Here is a 24988-nt window from a genome sequence, read left to right on the forward strand (position 1 = left end):
CCCCTAGCGATCCCTTTCCACAATATAGTCGGCGATGGCGCGCAGCAGGTCCGCCTCCGGCCCGTGCCCGTGCAGATGCGCCTTGGCCTGTTCCACCAGCAGGCGAGCCTGCTCCCGCGCCCGCTCCACCCCCAGCAGCGAGACGAAGGTTTCCTTCCCCGCCGCCGCGTCCTTGCCCAGCGCCTTGCCGGCGAGAACGGCGTCCCCCTCCACGTCCAGCAGGTCGTCGGCGATCTGGAAGGCAAGGCCGATGTCGCGGGCATAGCCGTGCAGGCGCATCCGCCCCTCCGGCGGGATGAGGGCCATAATCGCCGCCGCATCGACGCAGACGGCGATCAGCGCGCCGGTCTTCAACTGCTGGAGCCGGGTGACTGTGGGCAGGTCGAAGCTGGCCTTCTCCGCCTCCAGGTCCATCATCTGACCGCCCGCCATGCCGCTGGTGCCGCTGGCGACGGCCAGCGCCTTCACCAGTTCGATCCGGACGAAGGGGTCGGGATGCGTTTCCTCGTCCGCCAATATCTCGAAAGCCAGGTCGTGCAGGCAGTCGCCCGCCAGGATCGCCGTCGCTTCGTCGAACGCCCTGTGCACGGTCGGCTTGCCCCGGCGCATGTCGTCATCGTCCATCGCCGGAAGATCGTCATGCACCAGCGAATAGACATGGATGCATTCGACCGCGACGCCGACCCGCAGCGCAGACTCCCGCGAGATGTTGAACAGGTCGCTGGCCGCCTGCACCAGCAGCGGGCGCAGCCGCTTGCCGCCGTCCATGGCGGCATGGCGCATCGCCTCGTACAAGCGGCGGCGCGGATCGTCGGGGACCGCCAGCAGCCGGTCGAACAGGCGGTCGACATCGGCCGCCACGGCCGCCGCGCGGCCGGCCACCAGGCCCGTCGCGGGGGGCGAGGCGGAACCCCCGCTCATGACCGCCTCTCCCGCATGCGGCACGCTCAGTCCGAACCGAAGGGCTGCGCGCCGGTCACGGCGCCGCCTGCGTCGATCGTCAGCTTGGCGATGCGCGCTTCGGCCGCCTGGAGCCGTTCCATGCAGCGTTTCCGCAGCTCCTCGCCCTGCGAATAGAGCGAGATGGATTCGTCGAGCGGCACGTCCCCGCTCTCCAGCCGCCGGACGATCGATTCGAGCGCGCGCAACGCATCTTCGAACGACATTTGCGACGGATCGCCCTGTTGTGTCATGCTGTCTTGCGCCATGTCCCTGCATTGGCGGCCCCCGCCCGCCCGGTCAAGCCCGCATGGGCCATGGCCGCCGATTCCGGCCGCCGTTCACGAAAACGTCATGACGTCGCACCACTGGCTGGCGGACTTGCGGCAGTTTTGCGTTGACGCTTGGCATGGCTAGTGCACATAGAAGGACCGCTATGAAATATCATCTCCCCCTGATCTCCGTAGCGGCGCTTGCGCTGCTTTCCGCCTGCAACAAGAATGACGAACCCGAAGTCGTGGGCGGCCCCGCCGATCCCATGGCCGAAAAGCTCGCCAATGCCGCGCCCATCGAACTGCCGCCGATGGTGAAGGAAAGCCATCAATATCGCTGCAAGGACAACAGCCTGATCTTCGTCGACTTCATGAGCGACGACAAGACGGCGAACCTGCGCACCGAAAAGGACGGCGCGCCGACCAAGCTGACCGCCGCCGAAGCGGGCAAGCCCTTCGAAGGCGCCGGCTACAAGATCGAGGGTTCGGGCAAGCAGATCACCGCCACCCTTCCGGGCAAGGACGCGGTTAGCTGCAAGGGCTGATCTTCTTTCATTTTCCTGCACATCCGGGCCGGTCTTCCCATGCGGAAGGCCGGTCTTTTTATTTTTGGGTTGGCGGAAGGTGGCCGGTAGGGGATGTTCTTAATCCTCCCTGCGCGAAGCGTGGGGAGGGGGACCATGCGAAGCATGGTGGAGGGGAATAGGCGCGACCTGCGTATTTCCCCTCCACCACCGCCTTCGGCGGCGTCGAAGAGAGTCACGTGCCTCTCTTCGACCCTCCCCATCTTGTGATGGGGAGGAATAGGATGGGTGCGCCTTTCGCGACATTGCGCCGGATGCGGGTGGGCCATCATCTTATTGTCTATCGAACGCTCCATCGCTAAAGGCGCGCTCATGTCCAGCACCGCATCCCAGATCACGCCCCAGGTCGTCGCCGAACATGGGCTTTCCCCGGAAGAATATGATCGCGTCCTGAACGCGCTTGGACGGGAACCGAATCTCACCGAACTCGGCATATTCTCGGTCATGTGGTCGGAGCATTGCTCCTACAAATCCTCGCGAATCCATCTGAAGAAGCTGCCGACCGAAGGGCCGCAGGTGATTTGCGGCCCCGGCGAGAATGCGGGCGTCGTCGACATCGGCGATGGGCAGGCGGCGATCTTCAAGATGGAGAGCCACAACCACCCCAGCTATATCGAACCCTATCAGGGCGCGGCGACGGGCGTGGGCGGCATTTTGCGCGACGTGTTCACCATGGGCGCGCGGCCGGTGGCGAACATGAACGCGCTGCGCTTCGGGCGGCCCGATCACCCCAAGATGAAGCATCTCATCAGCGGCGTGGTGCGCGGCATCGGCGGCTACGGCAATTGCGTGGGCGTGCCGACCGTGGGCGGCGAGGTGAATTTCCACCCCGCCTATGACGGCAACATCCTGGTCAACGCCATGACCGTGGGCGTCGCGGAGACGGACAAGATCTTCTACAGCGCCGCGTCGGGCGTGGGCAATCCCATCGTCTATGTGGGGTCGAAGACCGGGCGTGACGGCATCCATGGCGCGACCATGGCGTCGGCGGATTTCGGCGAGGATTCGGAGGAGAAGCGGCCGACCGTGCAGGTGGGCGATCCCTTCACCGAAAAGCTGCTGATCGAGGCCTGTCTGGAACTGATGGCGTCGGACACCATCGTCGCGATCCAGGACATGGGCGCGGCGGGGCTCACCTCCTCCTCCGTGGAGATGGCGTCCAAGGGCGGCGTCGGCATCCAGCTCGACATGGACAAGGTGCCGCAGCGCGAAACCGGCATGACCGCCTATGAGATGATGCTGTCGGAGTCGCAGGAGCGGATGCTGATGGTCCTCCAGCCGGGCAAGGAGGATTTTGCCGAGGCCATTTTCCGCAAGTGGGAACTGGACTTCGCGGTGATCGGCCATGTGACCGATACGGGCCGCATGGTGCTGGTCCATCATGGCGAGACGGTGTGCGACATTCCGCTGGCTCCTCTGGCCGACGACGCGCCGCTCTATGACCGTCCGGCGATGGCGAAGGAGGAATATAAGGCCTGGTCGGGCGTGCAGCCGCTGGGCGAGATCGCGGAGAGCGCCGACATCGGCGCCGACCTGATCAGGCTGATGGGTTCGCCAGACATCGCCTCGCGCCGGTGGATCTGGGAGCAATATGACCATATGGTCGGCGCCGACACGGTGCAGCGCCCCGGCGGCGACGCGGCGGTGGTGCGCGTCCATGGATCGCAAAAGGGCATCGCGATCAGCACCGACTGCACGCCGCGCTATTGCTATGCCGATCCCTATGAGGGGGGCAAGCAGGCCATCGCGGAATGTTATCGCAACATCAGCGCGGTCGGCGCGACGCCGCTGGCCGTCACCAACTGCCTGAACTTCGCCAATCCGCAGCGGCCGGAGATCATGGCGCAGTTCACCGGCTGCCTGGAGGGCATGGGCGACGCCTGCCGGGCGCTGGATTTCCCCATCGTGTCGGGCAATGTGTCGCTCTACAATGAATCCAAGGCGACCGGCGGCGGCTCCGCAATCCTGCCGACGCCCGCCATCGGCGGCATCGGCCTGCTCAAGGATGTCGACGGGATGGCGACCGTGGCCTTCAAGAATGAGGGCGACGCGATCTGGCTGATCGGCGGCGAAGGCACGCATCTGGGCCAGTCGATCTGGCTGCGGGAGATTGCCGGGCGGGAAGCGGGCGATGCGCCGAGGGTCGATCTGGCCGCCGAGCGCGCCAATGCCGAAACCGTCCGCGCCCTGATCGCGGCGGGCAAGGTCAATGCGGTGCATGATATTTCCGACGGCGGCCTGCTGGTCGCGGTGGCGGAAATGGCGCTGGCCGGGAAGATCGGGGCGGAACTGGACATCGCGCTGACGACCGCTGGCGCCTTTGGCGAGGATCAGGGGCGGTATATCGTCGCCGCTGCGCAGGGCGTCGAGATTGCGGGCGCCGTGAAGATCGGGACGACCGGCGGCGACAAGGTGGCGGGCGTGGCGCTGGCCGACCTGCGCGACGCGCATGAGGGCTTCTTCCCGGCGCTGATGGACGCGGAACTTTAAAGTGGGAAAATGGCATGCTCCTGCGCAGGCAGGAGCATGCTGGAATAACGGCGGCAACTGGCCGCAACTTGCTAATCGCGCATGGCGCCCCAACATGCGTCGGACCCCGAAGCAAGGAGCCTTCCATGACCATCACCCGCCGCGTCACAGTGCATGAAGGCCCTGGCGGCCGGTTCGAGAGCATGGCCGTGTTCGACGATGCGGCGGGCGCGCCGCGTCCCGGCGTGCTTCTCTTCCCCAATGTCCTGGGCGCCAAGGAGGCCGATTTCGCCTATGCCGAAAGGGTCGCGGCGCTGGGGCTGGCGGTGCTCGTCGCGGACATGTTCGGCCAGGGCAAGCGGACCACCCGCGCCGATCCCGACATGGGCCGCTACATGGCGGAGCTCAATGACGACCGCTTCCTGCTGCGCGACCGGGCGAACGCCGCGCATGCGCTGCTGAAATCGCTCGACGAAACGGACGAAAGCCGCACCGCCGCGATCGGTTTCTGCTTCGGCGGCAAATGCGTGCTGGACCTTGCCCGTTCCGGAGCGGATATTGCAGGCGGCGTCAGCTTCCACGGCGTCTACGACGCGCCGCCCTTCCCCCATGCGAAGATCACCGCGCGGCTGTTGATCTGCCATGGCTGGAACGACCCGATCGCTCCGCCGGAGGCCACCGTCGCGCTCGCGAAGGAATTGACCGAAGCCGGATGCGACTGGCAGGTCCATGCCTATGGCCATGCCGGCCACGCCTTCACGGACCATGACGCGAAGATGCCGGAAAGGGGCCTGGCCTACCATCCCGACGCCGACCGCCGCAGCTTCCGCTCCATGGCCGATTTCCTGGGCGACGTTTTCGGCTGAACCGGCGGCCGGCGGGGATCAGATTTCGTCGACCATCTCCGCCAGCACGCCGAGGCAATCCTTGGCGAGCTGGATCGAGCGCGCCGGGGACCAGCCGAAATCGGCGTCGGGCAGGTCGTCATTATCCTTGAACGGCATTTCCAGCGTCATGGCCACCGCGCCGAAGCGTTCGGCCAACTGGTTGGTCGACATGGACAGGTTCGCCCTGCCGGCAGGCGCGGTCGGATAGCCCTTCCTCGTCTGGAAATCGGGCGTCCGGGCGGCCAGCGTGTCGCGATAGCGGCGATACACGGCCGACTGCCGTTCCGTGATGGAGGGAATGCCCTCGAACCCCGCCAGGAACACGGCCGGAATCGCCTCGTCGCCATGCACGTCCATGGCGAAATCGACCCCGACCTCGTCCATCGCTCCGCGCACCAGGAACACCTCCGGACTCTTTTCCATCGACGGCTCATGCCATTCGCGGTTGAGGTTGATGCCGACCGCATTGGTCCGCAAATGGCCGCGACGGCTGCCGTCCGGATTCATGTTCGGCACGATGTAGAAGGTCGCCTCCCTGCGCAGCAGCCGCGCCACGGCGTCCTCCTCGTCGCAGAGCCGCTCCAGCGCGCCCTCCATCCACCATTCGGCCATGCTCTCGCCCGGATGCTGGCGGGCGTAGAGCCAGACCTTCTTCGGCCCTTCCCCCAGCACCAGCAGGTCGAGCGGCTGCCGGTCCAGCGTCAGCCCCAGTTCGCGATGCTCCACCCCCGGCTGCGACGCCGCCCAGGCGACCAGGTCATGGTGCCGTTCCATCGAATAGGGCGCGAAATAGGCAAGCCACACCGCATTGCTGTCGGGCGACAGGCGGATCGTCAGCGTGCCGTCGGCATAGCCGGTGTCCGCCAGCAGCCAATTGTCCCGATCCTCGCTATAGCGCGCCTTGTAGCCCGGCCAGCCGTCGGGATAGGCCGACGCGCCGCAATTGACGATCGCCAACTCGACCTCCCGCCCCGCCACGCCCGCCACGCGGAAGTGGAACCATTGGTAGAAGTCGCTCTGCCGGTCCTTGACGATCTCCAGTTCGGCGCGGACGCCGGCGGGGGTGTCGGAGACGGAAAGGACGCGAATATTGCCGCTGTCAAAGGCACTTGTGATCGAGATGCTCATTTGACGGTTATAGTCCGCCCCGATTCGCCCGGATAGCCCCCCAGCAACGCCGCCGCCAGCTTCTGCGCCGCCAGGCCGGGCTGCGATGCGGGCGTGCCCTCCCGCGCGGCAGTCTGCGCCCGGCCTTCCCAGATGGTGGTCGAATCGGCGCGTCGGCGTATCTGCACCTGCAATTCGGTGAAGACCTGCCCCTTGGGCTTGCCCGACAGGTTGATGCCGATGCCCAGCCCCAGGCCGGAATAGCCGCCGCTGCCCACCGCGCCGCCCACGCCGACGCTCACCGGCTTGCCATTGGCGCCATAGCTGCCGGGTTCGCGGAAGGTGCGGCGGAAGCTCACCAGCGCGACATAGTCGCTCCTTGCGCCCTGTCCTGCCGTTCCCTGTCCGGCGGCGGTGAAGCCCACGCGCTGCAATTCCTGCTCGACCGCGGCGGCATAAGTGCGGAATTCCAGGCCGACATCGGGGTTGCCGGCCATCTCCTCGACGGCGATGGTCCCGCTGCGCGCCGGATTGTCGATATGGAACCGCGTCACCTCCACGGGTGGAACAGCCGTGGCGCAGGCGCCGAGGCCCAAAGCCAGCAGGGAGGGAAGGACGATCTTCTTCAACATGGACGGATTGGACATGGATGCGCACTCCAGGGGATCAACAGCCTCTACACGACACCGCGCCGCTAATCCCTTAAAAGCGTCAAGCCACGGATTTGCTGCATGCAGGATGAACGGCGCGGGGATGGGGCGAAAAGCGGGCGGCCGCCCTTGACTTTCGGCCGTCCCGCCCATAGGGGCTGCGCTTCGATTTTCGATCAAGCAAGATTCATTCAAAGGCTGGTTCCATGAAGATCCGCAATTCGCTCAAGTCGCTCAAGGGCCGTCACCGGGACAACCGCGTGATCCGCCGCCGCGGCCGCACCTATGTCATCAACAAGACCAACCGCCGCTTCAAGGCCCGCCAGGGCTGATTCATGGCGGATATTGCCGCCGTCGTCTTCGATGTCGGCAATGTCTTGTATCACTGGACCCCAAGGGTTCTGTACGAGCGCCTGATCGACGATGATCGGGCGCTCGATGCGTTTCTCCGCGATGTCGTGACGCCGGACTGGCATTTCCAGCATGACCGGGGCCGCCCCTTCGCGGAAACCAGCGCCGAACTGATCGCGCGCCATCCGGAACATGCGGCGCTGATTCGCCTCTGGGGCGAAAAGTTCATCGACAGCGTCGGCCCTGCGGTCGAGGGCATGCCGGAGGTCGTGCGCGAACTGCACGAAGGCGGCGTTCCCCTCTTCGCCATCACCAATTTCAGCGACGAATTCTGGCCGCCCTTCCATGCGCGGGAGGCGGCGCTGTTCGCACCCTTCCGCGACATCCTGGTTTCCGGCGCGGAAAAGCTGGTGAAGCCCGATCCCGCGATTTACCGGCTGGCGCTCGACCGATTCGGGCTGCGGGCGGAAGAGGCGCTGTTCGTGGACGACCGGGAGGACAATATACTGGCGGCCGAGGCGGAAGGGATGCGCGGCCATTTGTTCCGCGATGCGATCGCATTGCGCGAGGAATTGGTTGAACTAGGCTGTATCGACATTCAGAAGATGGCGAGCCGAAAATGGTGATTTTCCGTGACCCGGCGCGCAGCCTACTAAAAGTAGGTGAGCACCGGAAGCACGGAAAAGCGCGATTTGCAGGCCGCCAGGGCTGAATGTCGATACAGCCTAGGCCTGCTTCGAACCCCAACTGTCTAACGCAGCGGTGTTCCTGCGAAGGCAGGAACACAACCCCTTTTGCAGTCGACCTTTACCCCTCGTCCCGGCCCCTCAACTCGTCGCCCCGTATCGCGGCCACATGCAGCACATTGGTCGACCCCGGCGTCCCGAAGGGCACGCCGGCCAGCACGACGATCTTGCCGCCCTTCTCGACCATGTCATGGCGCAGCGCCATGCGGCGCGCCTTGCCGACCATCTCCTCGAACGTGCCGATGTCCTTGGTCCGCACGGCATGCACGCCCCAGGTCAGCCCCAGCTTGCGCGCCGTGTCCTGCCGGGGCGTCAGCGCCAGGATCGGCGTCATCGGCCGCTCTCGCGCCACGCGGCGCACGGTGCTGCCCGATGAGGTGAAGCAGGTGATCGCGCTCGCCCCCACCACGGACACGATGCTGCCCGCCCCCTCCGCCAGCGCGTCCGCGGTGGTGGGGTCAGGCTTCGTCTCGGTATAGTGAAGCCGCCCGAAATAGCCCGGATCGCGCTCCACGCTATGGGCGATGCTGTCCATCATCGTCACCGCTTCGACCGGCCAGTCGCCGGCCGCCGTCTCCGCCGACAGCATGATCGCGTCCGCCCCGTCATAGACCGCCGTCGCCACGTCGGACACTTCGGCGCGGGTGGGCGTGGGCGCCTTGATCATCGATTCCAGCATCTGCGTCGCCACCACGACGGGCCGCCCCATGCGCCGGGCCGTCGCCACGATCTGCTTCTGAAGGGGCGGCACCGCCTGGGGCGGCAATTCGACGCCCAGGTCGCCGCGCGCCACCATCACCCCGTCGGCCAGTTCGATGATCTCCTCCAGCCGCTGGACAGCCGCCGGTTTCTCGATCTTCGCCATCAGCGCGCCATAGCCGCCCATCAGCTTGCGCGCCTCGGCCAGATCCTCTGGCCGCTGCACGAAGCTGAGCGCGATCCAGTCGCAGCCATGCTCCACCGCGAAGCTGAGGTCGCGCCGGTCCTTTTCGGTCAGCGCCGGCACCGGCACGACCACGTCGGGCACGTTCACGCCCTTGCGGTTGGAAAGGGCGCCGCCAACCTCGACCACCGTGTCGATGCGGTCCTCCGCCACCTTCTTGACCCGCAGCACCATCTTGCCGTCGTCCAGCAGCAGCCGGGTTTCGGGCACCAGCGCGGCGTAGATCTCCGGATGGGGCAGGTTGACCCGCGTCGCATTGCCCGGCGCCGGATCGCTGTCCAGCACGAAGGCCGCCCCCGTTTCCAGCACCGCCAGCCCACGTTCGAACGTGCCGACGCGCAGCTTTGGCCCCTGAAGGTCGCCCAGGATGGTCGTAGGACGGCCGAATTCCTTTTCCAGCGCCCGGATGGTCGCGATGCGCGCGGCATGATCCTCATGCGCGCCATGGCTCATGTTGATGCGGAAGGCGTCGGCCCCGGCGACGAACAGCGCCCGGATCATCTCCGGGCTGTCGCTCGCGGGGCCAAGGGTCGCCAATATGCGGACCTTGCGCGAACGGGGCGGTAATCTCGTCATTCGTCTTTTCTCCTGACCGTCATGGTCGCCTCTGGTTTGCCAGGGCGCGGTTTTCGATTATCCGTGCTGCACGACAGGATGATGATGATCAGCGAAAGGCTCGCCGTGAACGACACCATACTCAGCGACGCGGTCGCCGCAACCGCCTTCCGACGGCTGGTGGCGCATTTGCAGCATCGCACCGACGTCCAGAATATCGACCTGATGGGAATGGCGGGCTTCTGCCGCAACTGCCTGGCCGACTGGATCGCGGAGGCGGACGGCGCAATGAGCAAGGATGAAGCGCGGGAGATCATCCACGGCATGCCCTTCGCCGAATGGAAAGCCCGCCATCAGGGCGAGGCGACGCCGGAACAGATCGCCCGCATGCAGGAGAGTGTGGCGAAGAACGCCGACAGCCATTAGAGGCAAGCGCCGACCGATTCACACTGACTGGAGATTCTCATGAGCGATGGCAATGTCGCCGCCGAACAGCTACGCCTCTTCATCGAGCGCATCGAGCGCCTGGAAGAGGAAAAGAAGGGCATCGCGGACGATATAAAGGACGTCTATCTGGAGGCGAAGGCCAATGGCTATGACGTGAAGACGATGCGGTCCATCGTCCGCCTCCGCAAGATGGAGCGCAACGCCCGCATGGAAGCCGAAGCGCTGCTGGAAACATACAAGACGGCGCTGGGGATCGAATAACCGCAGCAGGAGTAACGCCCATGACCGAGATCATCGTCAGCACCACGCCCTCTCTGGAGGGCCGCCCCGCAAGGGAATATCTCGGCATCGTCACCGGCGAGGTGATCGTGGGCGCCAACCTGTTCCGCGACCTGTTCGCCAGCGTGCGCGACATCGTGGGCGGGCGGTCCGGCGCCTATGAGGACGTGCTCCAGCGCGCCCGCGAGCAGGCGATAGCGGAAATGCGGATGCGCGCCGCGACCCTGGGCGCCAATGCCGTGGTCGGCGTCGACCTGGATTATGAGACCGTCGGGTCCCGCGGCTCGATGCTGATGGTGACGGCATCTGGCACCGCGATCCTCGTCTAGGATATACGGATTTGGCGGCGATTGGCCAGTTGCTGACATCAGTTTCCCGTCACCCCGGACTTGATCCGGGGTCCCGCTTTCCTTTCTGAGTGGCCGCCCCGTCCAAGGCAGCGGGACCCCGGATCAAGTCCGGGGTGACGAATAGGGGAATGACAGCTTCCCACCCAATTTGCATCCCCAGGCCAAATCTCCATGCACCCTGAAGTTGCGCGAACCGGGCGCTCTCGCTAGAGAGCGCGCATCGAACAAACAGACAAGTCAGGAGCAGGCCGTGGCCGGCCACAGCAAATTCAAGAACATCATGCATCGCAAGGGCGCGCAGGACAAGAAGCGCTCCTCGATGTTCTCCAAGCTCAGCCGCGAAATCACCGTCGCGGCGAAGATGGGCATGCCCGATCCGGACATGAACCCGCGCCTCCGCCTCGCGGTCAACGCCGCCAAGGCGCAGTCCATGCCCAAGGACAATATCCAGCGCGCGATCGACAAGGCGATCGGCGGCGACATGGAGAATTACGAGGAAATCCGCTACGAGGGCTATGGCCCTGGCGGCGTCGCCATCATCGTCGAGGCGCTGACCGACAACCGCAACCGCACCGCGACCAACGTCCGCACGGCCTTCTCCAAGAATGGCGGCAATCTGGGCGCTTCGGGCGCCGTCAGCCATGGTTTCGACCGCATGGGCCTCATCACCTATCCGGCGAGCGCGGGCGATGCCGACGCGATCTTCGAAGCGGCGCTGGAGGCGGGCGCGGACGACGTGTCCTCGAACGAGGACGAGCATGAGATCTGGACCGCCATGGACGCGCTGCACGAAGTCGCCAGGGGGCTGGAGGCCAAGCTCGGCCCGGCGGAAGGCGCCAAGCTCGCCTGGAAGCCCCAGACCACCGTCGAAGTGGACGAAAGCAATGCGGCGACGCTGATGAAGCTGGTCGACACGCTGGAGGACGATGACGACGTCCAGACCGTCTGGGGCAATTACGAAGTCTCCGACGAGGTCATGGAGAAGCTGGGTTGATCCTTCCCCTTCCCTCTTCCCGGCGGGGAGAGGGACGCGAAGTTCCGGGCGCCTTGCCGCTTCGGCGAAGCTGGACAAGCCTCCCCATCCTCTCCCGCGACCGGGCGAGCGAAATATCATGATCATCCTGGGCCTGGACCCCGGCCTGGGCACGACCGGCTGGGGCCTGATCGCCGCCGACGGCAACCGGCTGACCCATATCGCCAACGGCCAGATCAAGACCGATTCGGACATGGCGCTGGCGAGCCGGCTGCTGGTGCTCGATCTGGCGCTGACCGACCTCATCCTCGAACATCAGCCCAATGGCGCCGCGGTCGAGGAGGTGTTCCTGAACGTAAATCCGCAATCGACGCTGAAACTCGGCCAGGCGCGCGGCGTGGTGCTGCTGGCCGCGTCGCGCTCCGGCATGGAGGTGGGCGAATATGCCGCCCGGCTGGTCAAGAAATCCGTGGTCGGCGTCGGCAATGCGTCGAAGGAGCAGGTCCACGCCATGGTCTCCCGCCTTCTCCCCGGCGCGAAGGTCGCCGGACCCGACGCATCGGATGCGCTGGCCGTGGCGATCACGCACGCCCACCACCTGGCCAGCGCGAGGCGGATTCCGCGGAAGTAGGTGGAGCGATTGGGCGGGAACTGGCCAATAGCTGACATCAGTTTCCGTAGTTTCCGTCACCCCGGACTTGATCCGGGGTCCCGCTTTTGCCTCTACACCGCGCCCAGCCCAAGGCAGCGGGACCCCGGATCAAGTCCGGGGTGACGAATAGGGGAAGGTCCGCAATCCACCCCTATCCGCTATTCCTCAGCGCCGTCGCGATCGCGTTGATCGACAATTCTATGCCTTCCTTGATGCGCGGGTCGTCCTCGCCGCTGCGGTGGCGCTTCATCAGTTCGACCTGGAGCAGGTTCAGCGGCTCGATATAGGGCAGGCGCAGGCGGATCGACGTGTCGAGCTTCGGATTCCTCTCCAGCAGGCGCGATTGGCCGGTGGCGGCGAGCAGGCCGTCATGGGTCATGTCCCAGCCGCCTCTTATGCGGTCGAAAATCTCCGCGCCCCTCGCCTGATCCTCCACCAGCGGCAGATAATGGGCGGCGATGCCGAGGTCCGACTTGGCCAGCACCATCTCCAGATTGGCGAGCGCGGATTGCAGGAAGGACCAGTGCTGCGCCATGTCCGCCAACAATGCCTTGTCCTCGAAGGCGGAAAGCGCGTGACCCACGCCGTACCAGCCCGGCAGCATCACCCGCGCCTGCGCCCAACTGAACACCCAGGGGATGGCGCGCAGATCCTCGATCCGGGTGCTCTTGGTGCGGCTGGCCGGACGGGAGCCGATCTTGAGGCCGGAAATTTCCTGGATCGGGGTCAATTGCCGGAAGAATTCCTTGAACCCGTCGGTGCCGTAGACCAGGTCGCGATAGGCGGCGAAGGCGGTCTTCGACAATTGGTCCATGGCGGCGGCGAAGCGGGCGGCGTCGCGGTCGGACAGGACTTCGGGTTCCAGGCTGGCGAGCAGGGTCGCGCTGGTCGTCGCCTCCAAATTGGTCATGGCGACGTCGCGGGTGCCGAATTTGGCCGCGATCACCTCGCCCTGTTCGGTGATGCGGATGCGGCCCTGCACCGTGCCCTTGGGCTGCGCCTGGATCGCCGCGAAGGAGGAGCCGCCGCCGCGCCCGACCGCGCCGCCGCGGCCGTGGAAAAGCTGCATCGCCGTGCCCGCTTCGGCAAAGACCGGGGCCAGCGCCTTGCTCGCCTGGAACAGCCCCCAGGTGGAGGTGATGTAGCCGCCGTCCTTGTTGCTGTCGGAATAGCCGATCATCACTTCCTGATGGCCGCGTTCCCGCACCACGCCCCCTACCTCCGGCAGGCCGAAATAGGCGGCCATGATCTTGGGCGCGGCCTCCAGGTCGGCGATGGTTTCGAACAACGGCACGGCCATGATCGCGGCCTGCGGCGGCGCGCCGTCCGCGCCCGCGCGCCACAGGCCCGCTTCCTTGAGGATGATGTTGACCTCCAGCAGGTCGGAAACGCTTTCCGCCTTGGAGATGATATAATGGGTGATGCATTGCGGGCCGTAGATGCGGTGCGCCTCCGCCGCGGCATGGACGATGGCGAGTTCGGAGGCGGTCCTTTCCGAATATTCGAAAAAGGGCGTGCCGAGCGGCCGGTTGTTCGCCAATTCCCGCCGCAGCAGGGCGATGCGGGCATATTCGTCGAGGCCGGCATAGTCCGCCTCGACGCCGGCGACTTTCAGCAGTTCGGCCACCACGTCCTGGTGGACGTCGCTGTTCTGCCGCATGTCGAGCGTGGCGAGATGGAAGCCGAAGGTCTCGACCGCGCGGATCAGACGGCCAAGCGCGCCGCCCGTCGCCAGGGCGCCATTGCCCTCGCTCGCCAGACCCTGCGCCACCGTCACCAGATCGCGCCGCAGGTCGGCCGGGCTGGCATAGGGTTCCCCCTTGAGCGCCGAGGGGCGGGGCGCGGCCTTGCCCACCAGCGACCTGTGGGTTGCGGCCAGACGGGCGTATATGCCGGAAATCGCCCGGCGATAGGGTTCGTCCTGGCGGCTGGGGGAGACGTCGCCGCTGGCGTCGGCCAGGTCCAGCACCGCCTGCGGCACATGGGCCAGTTCGGTCGAGAGCGACAGTTCCGCGCCCAGGGCGTGGAGCGCATCCATATAAAAGCCCAACGCCGCCTCGCAGCCTTTGGCGAGCGCCAATCGAAGCTGCGGCGCCTGGACGAAGGGATTGCCGTCGCGGTCCCCGCCGATCCAGTTGCCTACGCGCAGGAAGCTCTGCGGGCGCGCGCCCAGCACCCGTTCCCAGCGGGCATAAAGCGCGGGCAGAACGGGCAGGAAGACGTCGCGGAAATAGGCGAGGACATTTTCGATCTCGTCCGCGACGAACAGCTTTTCCCGGCGCAGCGGTCGCGTCTGCCACAGCAGCGCGATCTGGCGGAATATCGCCTCGTCCAGATTCTCCCCCTCATCGGTTTCCGTCCGGCCGCCATCCTTGAGCAGCATCAGGTCGGCGATGCGGTTCTTGTGGTCGATCATGCTCTTGCGCCGCACCTCGGTCGGGTGGGCGGTCAGCACCGGGACGATCAGGGCGTGGGACAGCAGGTCGAGCACGGCCTGGCGTCCTATTCCATGGGATTGCAGCTTTTCGACGGCGGAGGCGACGTCCGCGCCCGGCTCGGCGGCGACGCCCTGGCGATCCTCGGCCAGGTTGGCGAGCATCGAGAACAGCATGAAGCCGCGCACGAAGCTGAGCGTGTCGTCGAGGTTCAGCGCATCCAGGCCGGTGTCGACCACGTCCGCGCCATGCAGGCCCCGCGCCCGGTCGACGGAGGCGGAGCGGATATATTCGGTCTGCTTGTAGATCTTCTCCCCGCCATAGGCGCGGATGACGTCGCCCAGCAGCCGGCCGAGATAGCGGATGTCGGGATTCTGGGTGATCGCCGGCACGGAGGAGGATGCAAGAGTCGCCATGATGGATCGATGCTGCACCGCAACAATGGGATGGTCAAGGGAATCCGGTCCGGTGCCGCCCCGCCTGATAGGTTGGCGTGTTCCTGCGAAGGCAGGAACCCAGGCCCGTCCTCCCCGCATTATCGCAGCGTTTCAACTCATTCTGCGGACTTGCGCGAAGCCCCTGCCCTGGGCCAAAGAACCCCTGTGACCGCCAGCATCAGCATAGGAAGCGACAGCAACGGCAATGCCGTTCTGGTCGATGTCGAGGAATTGCTTGCCACCCGGCTGCTCGTCCAGGGCAATTCGGGGTCGGGCAAGTCGCACCTGCTGCGCCGATTGCTGGAGGAAAGCGCCGCGCTGGTCCAGCAGGTGGTGATCGATCCGGAGGGCGACTTCGTCACGCTGGCCGATGAATATGGCCATGTGGTGATCGATGCCGGCGATTATAACGAGCGCGAGATCGTCAAGATGGCGATGCGCATCCGCGAACACCGCGCCTCCGTCGTGCTGAGCCTGGAATCGCTGGAGCTGGAGGCGCAGATGAAATGCGCCGCGACCTTCCTGTCGACGCTGTTCGATGCGCCCCGCGATCATTGGTATCCGGCGCTGGTTGTGGTGGACGAGGCGCAGATGTTCGCTCCGGTGGCGGCGGGCGACGTGTCGGACGAGGCGCGGCGGCTTTCGCTGGCGGCGATGACGAACCTGATGTGCCGGGGGCGCAAGCGGGGGCTGGCGGGCGTGATCGCGACGCAGCGGCTGGCGAAGCTGGCCAAGAATGTCGCGGCGGAAGCGTCCAATTTCCTGATGGGGCGCACCTTCCTGGACATCGACATGGCGCGGGCCGCCGACCTGCTGGGCATGGAGCGGCGACAGGCGGAGCAGATCCGCGACCTGGAGCGCGGACGATTCCTGGCCTTAGGACCGGCCATCTGCCGGCGGCCGGTGGCGGTGAAGATCGGATCGGTCAAGACCAGCACGCGGGGCGGCACGCACAAGCTGATGCCGCCGCCGGTCGCGGCGACGGGGAATCTGCAGGAATTGCTGTTCGCCGGCGCCGGCGAGGAGGAGGCGCTGCCCCCTCCGCCGCCGCGCGCCGAGCCGCCGCCCCTGCCCGCCGAGGAACTGATGCGGGCGCTGGCCGCCGCGCCTTCGGCCAAGCCTGCCGCGCCGGAACTGGATTTCGGGCAAAATGAGCCGGTGGTGATCGCCGTGCTGGAGGAGATCGTCGCCGATCTGGGCGATGCGCAGCCCGGCGTATCGACGCTCTACCAGGATTTCGGGGTCCGCTGCCGGATGAAGGGATTGCGCCAGCCGCCGCTCGACCTGCCCGCCTTCCGCAAGCGTTTCGCCATGGCGCAGGCCGGCATGTTCGACGCCGGCGATCCGCGCTGGGCCGATGCGATGAAGGCTGCGGAGGCCCTGCCGGAGGACATGCTCGCGCCCTTCCTGCTGATTGCGCGGGCGGCGATGCAGGGGCTGCCCTGCCCGGACGATGCGGCGCTGGCCCGCGCCTATGGCACCAGTTCGCCGGGGCGCGTGCGGCGGCTGATCGACTATATGGAAAAGCTGGGCGTGATCGTGGCGCGCACCGATTTCGGCGGGCGGCGGTCGATCGGCGTGCCGCAACTGGGCCTCAGCACGGCGGCGGCCGAGGGATGAGCGCTTCGGTCCTGTTCGTGTGCCTGGGGAATATCTGCCGCTCGCCGCTGGCGGAAGCGGCGCTGCGCGCGGAGGCGGAGCGGGCGGGCCTTTCGGTGACGGTGGATTCGGCCGGGACCGGCGATTGGCATGTCGGATCGCCGCCGGACCGGCGGGCGCAGGCGGTGGCGTTGCGGCACGGGATCGACATTTCCTGCTATCGCGGGCGGCAGGTGACGGCGGGGGATTTCCGGCGGTTCGACCATGTCTTCGCGCTGGATTCGGAGAATTTGAGGAACTTGCGGCGGATCCGGCCGTCGGACGGGACGGCGGAGTTGCGGTTGCTGATGGACCTGGTGCCGGGACGCGAGGGAAGCGGCGTGACCGATCCTTATTTCGGCGACGATGCCGGCTTCGACGTGACCTGGGACGACGTCACGCGGGCGGCGCAGGCGATTGTGGAGCGGCTGCTGGAGCAGGAGTAGCGATTTCCATTCCGGTCGCGGCCGGAATGTGATTCGGACGATCCCGGCCTAAGGCCTGTGGGGATTTAGGCCGCGTGGACAAATTCGGAATGTCGGGAAATGGCCAATAGCTGACATTACGACCGTCACCCCGGACTTGATCCGGGGTCCCGCTTTCTTTCTGAGTGCGCGCCCAGCCCAAGGCAGCGGGACCCCGGATCAAGTCCGGGGTGACGAATAGGGGGGAGGGGTGACGAATAGGGGGAAGGTCCGATCCCCACTCAAATCTCTCAGTCTGGCGAGTCTTGAATTTGTCCACGCTGCCTAGGGCTGCCGGGGCGAATCGAAGATCGCGTTCAGGCAGGCGGCGATGCGCGCGCCGGCCCGCCGCAGCCGGTCGTCCAGTTCGGCGCGATGCCGATAGGCATAGTCCCAGGAAAGGTTCGGGTCCGCCGGATAGATCGTCTTGCGCAGGGCGATGCTCTCACGGGTCCAGATGTCCGGATCGCACAGGCTCCAGCCGATCGTCTGTTCCGGCGTGATGGAGCGCGACAGCCAGTCCGCATATTCCGAATAGGACAAGGCGCGCTGCTCGATCAGGCCCGAATCCCAGACCGAGTGCAGGTTGCTCTGCGCGCCGAAGAACGTGACCTTCACATCATTGCCGCCCCGGTCGTCCCCACCGCCGACATGCAGCGGCTGGTGCAGGTCGCCGATGATATGGACGATGAAACGCAGCGCCGCGCGGCGGTCGTCCAGCGATGCCCCGGGGTCGCGAAGCGTCGCCGTGAACCGGGTCAGCGCAGTCACCGCGTCGCCCTCCTTCGGCACGTCCGAGGCGGCGTAGCGGTCGCCCTCCCTGACGGTGACATAATGCCAGGGGCTGGCCGTCCTGCGCCAATATTCGGCGGGGTCGGACCGCATGTCGTCGGGCCAGGTCGAAGCCTCCGCCAGATCCTCTGTCCCCAGCAGCAGGCGGACCCGCGCGCGGGCGACGCCGCTCAGATTGCGGTCGGCTATGGCGCCGGTGACGCGATGGCCGACAGGCCCCCAGGCCTGGGCGGGCGCGGCGGCGAGGAGCGGCAGGACGAGGAGCAGGGCAAGGCGCATGACGACCTCATACAGCTTTGCCCCGGCGGGACCAGCGGGCTTTTTCAGAGGGTTGCCTCAGCCTGCGAAACGGAAGCCGATCCACAGCGTCCGGGGCGTGCCCAGGTCGATGGACCCTCCGGCATTGCGGGTGATCACTTCCTCATCAAAGAGATTCTCGCCGCGCGCGACCAAGGTCACGCCATGACCCAGAGGCAGGCGCGCCACCGCGTCGACCGTCAGCGCATGGGGCAACACGTCCTTCTCGAGATCGTCCTCATATTGCTTGTCGACATAGCGCAGGGTGGCGGAGAGCGCCGGTCCCTGCTTCGGTTCCCAGGCCAGCGTGGCGCTCGCGGCATGGCGCGGGCTTTGCGCCGGCGTCAGGCCGTCAAAGCCCTCTCCCGGCGCATGCACCGTGCTGTGGCTATAGGCATAGGATGCCGAAAGCAGGAAATCGCTCACCCGGCCGATGGCGGTCAGTTCAATGCCCTTGGCGGTGATATGGTCGACATTCTGCCGCTCACGGGGTTGGTGCGATTGACGAGCGTGACATTGGCGATGGCGTCGTCCAGCCGGTTTATGAAGCCGGTGGCGGAAAGGGTCAGGCCCGTGACCGGGCTGACGTCGATGCCCGCCTCCACGCCCTTCAGCTTTTCGGGCATCAGCGCGGCATTGGCCAATGTCGTGATCGGGAAGACTACGAACGGCCGGTAAAGTTCGTTCAGCGTCGGCAGGCGAAAGCCGCTATAGGCCGCGCCGCGCAGGGCGAGGGCATCGCTGATCCGGTAGAGCGCGCCGACCCTTCCGGAAAACTGCCAGTCGGAGCGGTCGGCAAAGCTGTTGTTGGCCGCGCCGGCGCCGCTGGCGCGATAGAAGCCGTTGCTGATCGTCCAGCGATCCGCCCGCGCGCCGCCGGTCAGGACCAGCCGGCCCAGCGTCCAGTCATCCTCGGCGAAGACGCCGGTGGTCATTTGCTCGCCGCCCGCGTGACGGCGGGAGGTCACGGGGTTGGCCGCGATATTGGCGTTATAGGCATCCTCGAACATGTCGCCGCTGGCGAAGCGGGTGTCCGCGCCGATGCGCAGCACATGGTCGGGACCGACCGGCGGCCGCAGCTCGATCTTGCCGCCGATGCCGATCGAGGGCGTATTGCGCTGGTCGAGCGACTTGCGGAAGGTGGAGGCCGAAATCACGATGTTGGAGAAGTTGCGCGCCTGGATATAGGCGAGCGCATCGACCTGCCACGCACCGCGGGAGATGAAGCGGATGCTGGCGTCCTGCCCCTCGCTCATGCTGTCCGCGCCCTGGAAGCGCAGGGTCCGTTCGTCGTGGAAGATGGTGCCGCGAAACTGGATTTCCGACGTGGCGGACAGCGGCGCGACGGCGCGCAAATTGGTGGACCATCCGTCATAGGCGGCGGGCGCGGTGGCGGCGACGCGCTGGTCCCTGGGCGTGGTCAGGAAGCCGTCGCCCCGGTCCCAGCGACCCGACAGCGAGACATAGCCGCCGCCCAGGTCGGGCGTCAGGCTGGCGGTCAGTTCGGTCGCGTCCTTGCTGCCGTAGAAGGCGCTGGCCGCGAAGGTCGGAAGCTGGTCACGCGTGGCGCTGGCGAGTTCGATGGTCCCCGCCACGGCGCCCGCGCCGAAGGCCCCTATGCCGCCGCCGCGCGTGACCCGAACCACCGACAGGCGGTCGGGCACCAGCGCGCTGAACGGGATATAGCCGAAAAAGGGATCGGCCATCGGCACGCCGTCGAGCAGCACCAGCGTCCGGCTGGATGCGTTGCCGCCCAGGGCGCGCAGCGTCGCCCCCTGCGCCGAGGGATTGGCAGAGCGGCTGTCGGAACGGCGGAACTGCTGGAATCCCGCCACGTCGCCCAGCACGCTTTCGATCCGGCCGGAGGCGCTGTTGGTCAGCCGGTCCCGGTCGATGATCACCGATCCATAGGCCGGGGTGCCCGGCGGCAGGGAAAGCCCCTCCCCCGTCACGACGATGCGGTCCGGATCGGGCGCCTCCGTCGCCGCGGCCGCAACCGTTGGAATTGCGGCCAGAACCAGTGACAGCGGAAGATATTTCATCGGCGCCCTTTCCTCTCTTTGGGACAGGGACTAAGGGCGCGGCGTCGGAAGTTCAAGCGACCCTTTTTCCGGTTGACGACCCCAGAATCTTGTCGATCGTCAGCGGATAGTCGCGCAGCCGCACGCCCGTGGCGTTGTAGATGGCGTTGGCGACCGCCGCCCCTGCCCCGCAAATGCCCAGTTCGCCGACGCCCTTGGCCTTCATGGGGGAACTCTTGTCGTCCAGTTCGTCGATGAACAGCACGTCCTGATGCGGGATGTCCGCATGGACCGGCACCAGATATTCGGCCATGTCGTGGTTGACGAAGAAGCCGAAGCGCGTGTCGACGCTCAGTTCCTCCATCAGCGCCGCGCCGACGCCCATGGTCATCGCGCCGATCACCTGGCTGCGCGCCGATTTGGGGTTGAGGATGCGCCCGGCGGCAAAGGCGCCGCCCATGCGGCGGATGCGCACCTCCGCCGTGTCGATGTCCACGCCCACCTCGCAGAAATGCGCGCCGAAGGTCGCCTGCGCATAGCGTTTGTCGAGGTCGCCATAATCCATGCTGTCCTCCGCCCACAGGCCTTCCCGCCCCGCCAGCGTCCCCAGCGGCTGCGACTGGTTGCCCAGGCGCACCAGGCCATCTTCGAACAGCGCCTTGTCCGCTGGGAAGCCGGCCTTTTCCGCCAGCTTGGCGCGCAGGGCCATGGCGGCGGCATAGACGCCCGCCGTGGAGCTGTTGGCGCCCCATTGGCCGCCCGATCCCGCCGATACCGGGAAACGGCTGTCGCCCAGGCGCACCGACACGGCCTCCAGCGGCACGCCCAGCATTTCCGCCGCCGTCTGGGCGATGATGGTGTAGCTGCCGGTGCCGATGTCGGTCATGTCGGTTTCGACCGTCACATGCCCCATGGCGTCGACGCCGATCCGCGCGCCCGACTTGGCGACCAGATTGTTGCGGAAGGCGGTGGCGACGCCCATGCCGACCAGCCAGCGCCCGTCGCGCACCTGCCCTGGCTTGGGATTGCGGCGGTTCCAGCCGAAGCGCGCCGCCCCCTCGCGCAGGCATTCGACCAGCTTCCGGCTGGAAAAAGGACGCTGCGGTCCGGCTTCGGGATCATATTGCACGTCGTTGCGGATGCGCAGTTCGACCGGATCGACGCCGCATGCCTCCGCCAGTTCGTCCATCGCGACTTCCAGCGCGAGCAGGCCCACCGCCTCGCCGGGAGCGCGCATGGCGTTGCCCTCCGGCAGGTCGAGCGTCGACAGGCGGTGCGTCGTCAGCCGGTTGGGGCCGCGATAGAGCAGGCGCGTCTGCTGCGCCGCCGTTTCCGCGCCGCCGCCCGGCAGGTCGCCCGACCAGACCTCATGGGCGATGGCGTCGATCACGCCCCGCTTGTCGGCGCCAATGCGGATGCGCTGGATGGTGGCGGGCCGATGGACGGTGTTGTTGGGGATTTGCGGCCGGGCGATGGCGACCTTGACCGGGCGGCCGACCAGGCGCGATCCCAGCGCCGCCAGCAGCGCGTCAGCGCGCACCCACAGCTTCGCGCCGAAGCCGCCGCCGATATAGGGCGAGACGAGGCGGATATTTTCCGGCGGAATCTTCAGCGTCTTCGCCATTTCGCCCACGCCCCAGGCGATCATCTGGTTCGATGTCCAGAGCGTGAGCTTGTCGCCGTTCCAGGCGGCGATGGTCGCATGCGGCTCCATCATCGCATGGCTCTGGTCCGGCGTGGTGTAGCTCTGGTCGATCTTCACCGCCGCCTTGGCGAAACCGGCCTCGAAATCGCCCGCCCTGGTGTCGGCGGGGCCGCCGAAGCCGGGCGGGGGCGGAACGCCCTTGTCGCGCTCCGCCGCCAGGTCGAAGCGGCCCTGTTCCGGCGCATAGTCGATGCGGACGAGCCGGGCGGCGTCGCGGGCGTTTTCCAGCGTGTCGGCGATCACCAGCGCCACCGCCTGCTCATAATGTTCGATCTGCGGCCCGCCGAGCAGATGGGCGGTGTTGAAATTGCCCTTGCCGAGCGGCCCCGCATTCTGGTGCGTGACGATGCCCAGCACGCCGGGCGCGGCTTCGGCGGCGCGCAGGTCCATGGCGCCGATCCGCCCCTTGGCGATGGCCGATCCCACGATCCAGCCATAGGCGGCGTTGGGCGCGGCGTCGTGCCGTTCATAGGCATAGGGGGCGGTGCCGGTGACCTTCGCGGGGCCGTCGATCCGGTCATGGGCAACGCCGACGACGCGGCCCCGGTCGATGGGATTGGTGGTGGCTGGCGTGTCGAACTTCATGGCTCAGGCCCCCTTCTGACGGTAGAGCGAGGCAAGGGTGCGGGCGGTCAGTTGCTGCTTGAAGGCATTGTGCGCGGTGGGTCGCGCGCCGCTGAGCGCAGCCTCCGCCACGGCGGCCGCACCCGACGGGGCGGCGGCATCGGCGGCGTCGGTGCGCCATGGCTTGGCCCCTATGCCGCCGAAAGCGAAGCGCGCCCGGCCATCCTTCTGAAACACCGCCGCGACGGACACCAGCGCGAAGGCATAGGAGGCCCGGTCGCGCACCTTGCGATAGACATGGGTGCCGCCCAACGGCTTGGGCAGGGTGACGGAGGTGATGAGTTCGCCGGGCTTCAGCGCATTTTCGATATGCGGCGTCTCGCCCGGCAGCAGGTGGAAGTCGGCGATCGGGATGGACCGGCGACCGCCATCGGCGCCCACCGTGTCGACCTGCGCGTCGAGCAGGCGAAGCGCCACCGCCATGTCGGACGGGTGCTGCGCGATGCAGGCGTCGCTGGTGCCCAGTATCGCCAGGCTGCGGCTCATCCCCTTGAGCGCGCCGCAGCCGCTGCCGGGCTGGCGCTTGTTGCAGGGCATGCGCGTGTCGTAGAAATAGGGGCAGCGGGTGCGCTGGAGCAGGTTGCCGCCGGTCGTCGCCTTGTTGCGAAGCTGTCCCGAAGCGCCCGCCAGCAAGGCGCGGCTCAGCACCGCATAATCGCGGCGGACGGTCCTGTCGGCGGCGAGATCGGTATTGCGGACCATCGCCCCGATTTTCAGGCCGCCTTCCGCCGTCGGCTCGATGCGGTCGAGGCCGAGATGATTGACGTCGATCAGATGGGTCGGCGTCTCGATCTGCAGCTTCATCAGGTCGAGCAGGTTGGTGCCGCCCGCGATGAAGCGCGCGCCCTGGGTGGCGGCGGCGGTTTTCGCCGCCTCCTCGACGCTGGCGGCGCGGCTGTAGGTGAAGGGCCTCATGCCTTTTCCTCCCCCGCTACCTCGCGGATCGCCGCGACGATGTTGGGATAGGCGGCGCAGCGGCAGATATTGCCGCTCATCCGCTCGCGCACTTCATTGTCGGAAAAGGCGACGCGGTCGAGGTCTTCGGTGGCGTGGCTTGGGATGCCCGCCTCGATCTCCTCCAGCACCGCCACCGCAGAGCAGATCTGGCCGGGCGTGCAATAGCCGCATTGATAGCCGTCATGGGTGATGAAGGCGCGCTGCATCGGGTGGAGCTTCTCCGGCGTGCCCAGCCCCTCGATGGTGGTCACATGGTCGCCCTCATGCATCACCGCCAGGGTCAGGCAGCTATTGATCCGCTGCCCCTCCACGATCACCGTGCAGGCGCCGCACTGGCCATGGTCGCAGCCCTTCTTGGTGCCGTTGAGGTGCAGATGCTCGCGCAGGGCGTCGAGCAGGGTGGTGCGGGGGTCGAGTTGCAGATGCACCTCGCGGCCGTTCACGGTCAGTCCTACGGCGTTCATGCGGGCCTGCTCCTTCTGGCGTTGCGGGCGGCCAGGGGCGGCGGCCTGCGCCTCGCCCAGCACGGGAATGGCGGCAGCGGCGACGGCGCTGCCCTGCAAAAGGCCGCGACGAGACAAGGGTTCCGGCATGCGATGCTGCTCCTTTGCGCCTCCGGCCGAAGCGGAGGGCGATCATATTCATCGTTGCATTGATCTGATTTGCGGAAGAGTAGCAGATGGATACGCCACGCCAAGATGCAAGCTCATGGCGGCGCTCCGGTGCAAAAAGGGTTGGGGCGGAAAAAAATGATTTTGTGCAGATTCTCCCTTGCCGAGGTGGGAAGCCGCTGCTAGTTGCCCCCCACCCGCCGAGAGGGACATTCCTCCGGCCGCCAGAGCGGGCGTAGCTCAGGGGTAGAGCACAACCTTGCCAAGGTTGGGGTCGAGGGTTCGAATCCCTTCGCCCGCTCCAGATTTCCCGAAAATGGACACGAAGTTTCCCTGTGGCGACGGACGCATGTTCGCCCGCAGGCGGGCAGCCGCCTGTTACCAGATCTGGATCGTCGGTTCGAAACTGCCGGCCTTGCTGCTGTGCCAGGCGCGCAGGGTGATCGCCGCCGGAACAAGGCTGCGCCCCTTGTAGGCCGGCGTCACTTCCATCTTGTCCACGCTGCCCTCGCTTATCAGCCGGACGAGAGTCCCGATCACCAGCTCCCGCGCTGCGGCCGCTTCGGGCGTGATATAGATCATATTCTCCCGGACTGCCCGCCCGCCGACCTCGGCGGGAAAGAGCAGCACCCGGACAAGCCGCCCTTGCGCCGCTAGCGCCTTCGCCGCGCCGGCGGTCTCGATGGAGGAAAAGTCCGGCTTCACCGTCTCCTCGCTGACCCCCTTTCGGGGCGCAGCGTCAACCGGAGCGCTGGCCAGGAGCAGGAGCGCCCCGGCCAGGGTCGCAGTCAATCCATGCCCGG

General features: G+C 66.7%; 23 protein-coding genes, 1 tRNA gene and 1 pseudogene. 13 read left to right on the forward strand and 12 right to left on the reverse strand.

Features of this window, described 5'->3' with window-relative positions; translation table 11 throughout:
* Positions 1–3: 3 nt before the first annotated feature.
* Both Sj15T_RS12980 and Sj15T_RS12985 read right to left on the reverse strand, forming a co-directional pair.
* The gene (locus Sj15T_RS12980) at positions 4–921 is read right to left on the reverse strand and encodes a polyprenyl synthetase family protein (protein ID WP_013041408.1); all 918 of its coding nucleotides are present in this window, start codon (positions 919–921) and stop codon (positions 4–6) included.
* 26 nt (positions 922–947) lie between these two features.
* Positions 948–1208 (reverse strand): exodeoxyribonuclease VII small subunit, encoded by a 261-nt coding sequence (locus Sj15T_RS12985; RefSeq protein WP_007688687.1) that lies wholly within the window; start codon positions 1206–1208, stop codon positions 948–950.
* A 167-nt stretch (positions 1209–1375) separates the two neighbouring features.
* Here Sj15T_RS12985 and Sj15T_RS12990 point away from each other — a divergent pair, with 167 nt between their 5' ends.
* The 3 genes from Sj15T_RS12990 (at position 1376) to Sj15T_RS13000 (ending at position 5130) form a co-directional block, all read left to right on the forward strand.
* The gene (locus tag Sj15T_RS12990) at positions 1376–1756 is read left to right on the forward strand and encodes a hypothetical protein (RefSeq protein WP_007688690.1); all 381 of its coding nucleotides are present in this window, start codon (positions 1376–1378) and stop codon (positions 1754–1756) included.
* Positions 1757–2107: 351 nt separating this feature from the next.
* Positions 2108–4285 carry a phosphoribosylformylglycinamidine synthase subunit PurL gene (gene purL / locus Sj15T_RS12995; protein ID WP_013041410.1) on the forward strand — a complete coding sequence of 726 codons (2178 nt, stop codon included), beginning with the start codon at positions 2108–2110 and terminating at the stop codon, positions 4283–4285.
* Positions 4286–4410: 125 nt separating this feature from the next.
* A complete protein-coding gene (locus Sj15T_RS13000) occupies positions 4411–5130 on the forward strand; it encodes a dienelactone hydrolase family protein (RefSeq protein WP_013041411.1) in 720 nt (239 codons plus the stop codon).
* An 18-nt stretch (positions 5131–5148) separates the two neighbouring features.
* Here the strand turns inward: Sj15T_RS13000 and Sj15T_RS13005 are convergent, their stop codons facing one another.
* Both Sj15T_RS13005 and Sj15T_RS13010 read right to left on the reverse strand, forming a co-directional pair.
* Positions 5149–6279, reverse strand: coding sequence for a M14-type cytosolic carboxypeptidase (locus tag Sj15T_RS13005; RefSeq protein ID WP_013041412.1), 1131 nt, complete (start codon positions 6277–6279; stop codon positions 5149–5151).
* Positions 6276–6905 carry a hypothetical protein gene (locus tag Sj15T_RS13010; protein WP_013041413.1) on the reverse strand — a complete coding sequence of 210 codons (630 nt, stop codon included), beginning with the start codon at positions 6903–6905 and terminating at the stop codon, positions 6276–6278. Before Sj15T_RS13010 ends, Sj15T_RS13005 begins: the two co-directional genes overlap by 4 nt.
* A gap of 209 nt (positions 6906–7114) precedes the next feature.
* Here Sj15T_RS13010 and ykgO point away from each other — a divergent pair, with 209 nt between their 5' ends.
* Both ykgO and Sj15T_RS13020 read left to right on the forward strand, forming a co-directional pair.
* Positions 7115–7240 (forward strand): type B 50S ribosomal protein L36, encoded by a 126-nt coding sequence (gene ykgO, locus Sj15T_RS13015; protein ID WP_004210176.1) that lies wholly within the window; start codon positions 7115–7117, stop codon positions 7238–7240.
* A gap of 3 nt (positions 7241–7243) precedes the next feature.
* Complete coding sequence (locus Sj15T_RS13020; RefSeq protein ID WP_013041414.1) at positions 7244–7885, forward strand: HAD family phosphatase; 642 nt, start codon at positions 7244–7246, stop codon at positions 7883–7885.
* A 181-nt stretch (positions 7886–8066) separates the two neighbouring features.
* Here the strand turns inward: Sj15T_RS13020 and pyk are convergent, their stop codons facing one another.
* The gene (gene pyk, locus Sj15T_RS13025) at positions 8067–9524 is read right to left on the reverse strand and encodes a pyruvate kinase (protein WP_007688697.1); all 1458 of its coding nucleotides are present in this window, start codon (positions 9522–9524) and stop codon (positions 8067–8069) included.
* Positions 9525–9629: 105 nt separating this feature from the next.
* Between pyk and Sj15T_RS13030 the strand changes: the two genes are divergently transcribed.
* The 5 genes from Sj15T_RS13030 to ruvC all read left to right on the forward strand — a co-directional run bounded on the left by Sj15T_RS13030 (position 9630) and on the right by ruvC (position 12183).
* Positions 9630–9929, forward strand: a complete 300-nt coding sequence (locus tag Sj15T_RS13030; protein ID WP_025160639.1) for a DUF1244 domain-containing protein — start codon at positions 9630–9632, stop codon at positions 9927–9929.
* A 39-nt stretch (positions 9930–9968) separates the two neighbouring features.
* Positions 9969–10211 carry a DUF2312 domain-containing protein gene (locus tag Sj15T_RS13035; protein ID WP_007688707.1) on the forward strand — a complete coding sequence of 81 codons (243 nt, stop codon included), beginning with the start codon at positions 9969–9971 and terminating at the stop codon, positions 10209–10211.
* A gap of 20 nt (positions 10212–10231) precedes the next feature.
* The gene (locus Sj15T_RS13040; protein ID WP_013041416.1) at positions 10232–10558 is read left to right on the forward strand and encodes a heavy metal-binding domain-containing protein; all 327 of its coding nucleotides are present in this window, start codon (positions 10232–10234) and stop codon (positions 10556–10558) included.
* Positions 10559–10829: 271 nt separating this feature from the next.
* A complete protein-coding gene (locus tag Sj15T_RS13045; RefSeq protein ID WP_013041417.1) occupies positions 10830–11573 on the forward strand; it encodes a YebC/PmpR family DNA-binding transcriptional regulator in 744 nt (247 codons plus the stop codon).
* A gap of 118 nt (positions 11574–11691) precedes the next feature.
* Positions 11692–12183, forward strand: a complete 492-nt coding sequence (gene ruvC, locus Sj15T_RS13050; protein ID WP_007688713.1) for a crossover junction endodeoxyribonuclease RuvC — start codon at positions 11692–11694, stop codon at positions 12181–12183.
* Between the two features lie 172 nt (positions 12184–12355).
* Here the strand turns inward: ruvC and ppc are convergent, their stop codons facing one another.
* The gene (gene ppc, locus Sj15T_RS13055) at positions 12356–15055 is read right to left on the reverse strand and encodes a phosphoenolpyruvate carboxylase (protein WP_041386146.1); all 2700 of its coding nucleotides are present in this window, start codon (positions 15053–15055) and stop codon (positions 12356–12358) included.
* Positions 15056–15241: 186 nt separating this feature from the next.
* Between ppc and Sj15T_RS13060 the strand changes: the two genes are divergently transcribed.
* Together Sj15T_RS13060 and Sj15T_RS13065 are read left to right on the forward strand one after the other, a co-directional pair.
* Entirely contained in the window at positions 15242–16696 is a 1455-nt protein-coding gene (locus tag Sj15T_RS13060; RefSeq protein WP_013041419.1) for an ATP-binding protein, read from the forward strand.
* The gene (locus tag Sj15T_RS13065; RefSeq protein WP_013041420.1) at positions 16693–17160 is read left to right on the forward strand and encodes a low molecular weight protein-tyrosine-phosphatase; all 468 of its coding nucleotides are present in this window, start codon (positions 16693–16695) and stop codon (positions 17158–17160) included. The genes Sj15T_RS13060 and Sj15T_RS13065 overlap by 4 nt, the downstream gene beginning before the upstream one ends.
* 303 nt (positions 17161–17463) lie before the next feature.
* Here the strand turns inward: Sj15T_RS13065 and Sj15T_RS13070 are convergent, their stop codons facing one another.
* From Sj15T_RS13070 to paoA, 5 genes and pseudogenes are all read right to left on the reverse strand, one after another.
* Positions 17464–18249 (reverse strand): S1/P1 nuclease, encoded by a 786-nt coding sequence (locus Sj15T_RS13070; protein ID WP_013041421.1) that lies wholly within the window; start codon positions 18247–18249, stop codon positions 17464–17466.
* 57 nt (positions 18250–18306) lie between these two features.
* A pseudogene (locus tag Sj15T_RS13075) lies at positions 18307–20309 on the reverse strand (TonB-dependent receptor).
* A 52-nt stretch (positions 20310–20361) separates the two neighbouring features.
* Entirely contained in the window at positions 20362–22578 is a 2217-nt protein-coding gene (gene paoC, locus Sj15T_RS13080; protein ID WP_013041424.1) for an aldehyde oxidoreductase molybdenum-binding subunit PaoC, read from the reverse strand.
* A gap of 3 nt (positions 22579–22581) precedes the next feature.
* On the reverse strand, positions 22582–23532 hold the full coding sequence (locus Sj15T_RS13085) for an FAD binding domain-containing protein (RefSeq protein WP_013041425.1): 951 nt from the start codon (positions 23530–23532) through the stop codon (positions 22582–22584).
* Positions 23529–24167, reverse strand: coding sequence for an aldehyde dehydrogenase iron-sulfur subunit PaoA (paoA, locus tag Sj15T_RS13090; RefSeq protein ID WP_013041426.1), 639 nt, complete (start codon positions 24165–24167; stop codon positions 23529–23531). Before paoA ends, Sj15T_RS13085 begins: the two co-directional genes overlap by 4 nt.
* A 247-nt stretch (positions 24168–24414) precedes the next feature.
* On the opposite strand from paoA, the gene Sj15T_RS13095 reads away from it, so the two are divergent.
* Positions 24415–24489: transfer RNA gene (locus Sj15T_RS13095), tRNA-Gly, on the forward strand.
* Between the two features lie 74 nt (positions 24490–24563).
* Here the strand turns inward: Sj15T_RS13095 and Sj15T_RS13100 are convergent.
* Positions 24564–24977, reverse strand: coding sequence for a hypothetical protein (locus Sj15T_RS13100; protein WP_253720669.1), 414 nt, complete (start codon positions 24975–24977; stop codon positions 24564–24566).
* Positions 24978–24988 lie beyond the last annotated feature (11 nt).

Origin of the sequence: Sphingobium sp. TA15, from assembly GCF_037101235.1 — a bacterium.
GTDB classification, from domain to species: domain Bacteria; phylum Pseudomonadota; class Alphaproteobacteria; order Sphingomonadales; family Sphingomonadaceae; genus Sphingobium; species Sphingobium indicum.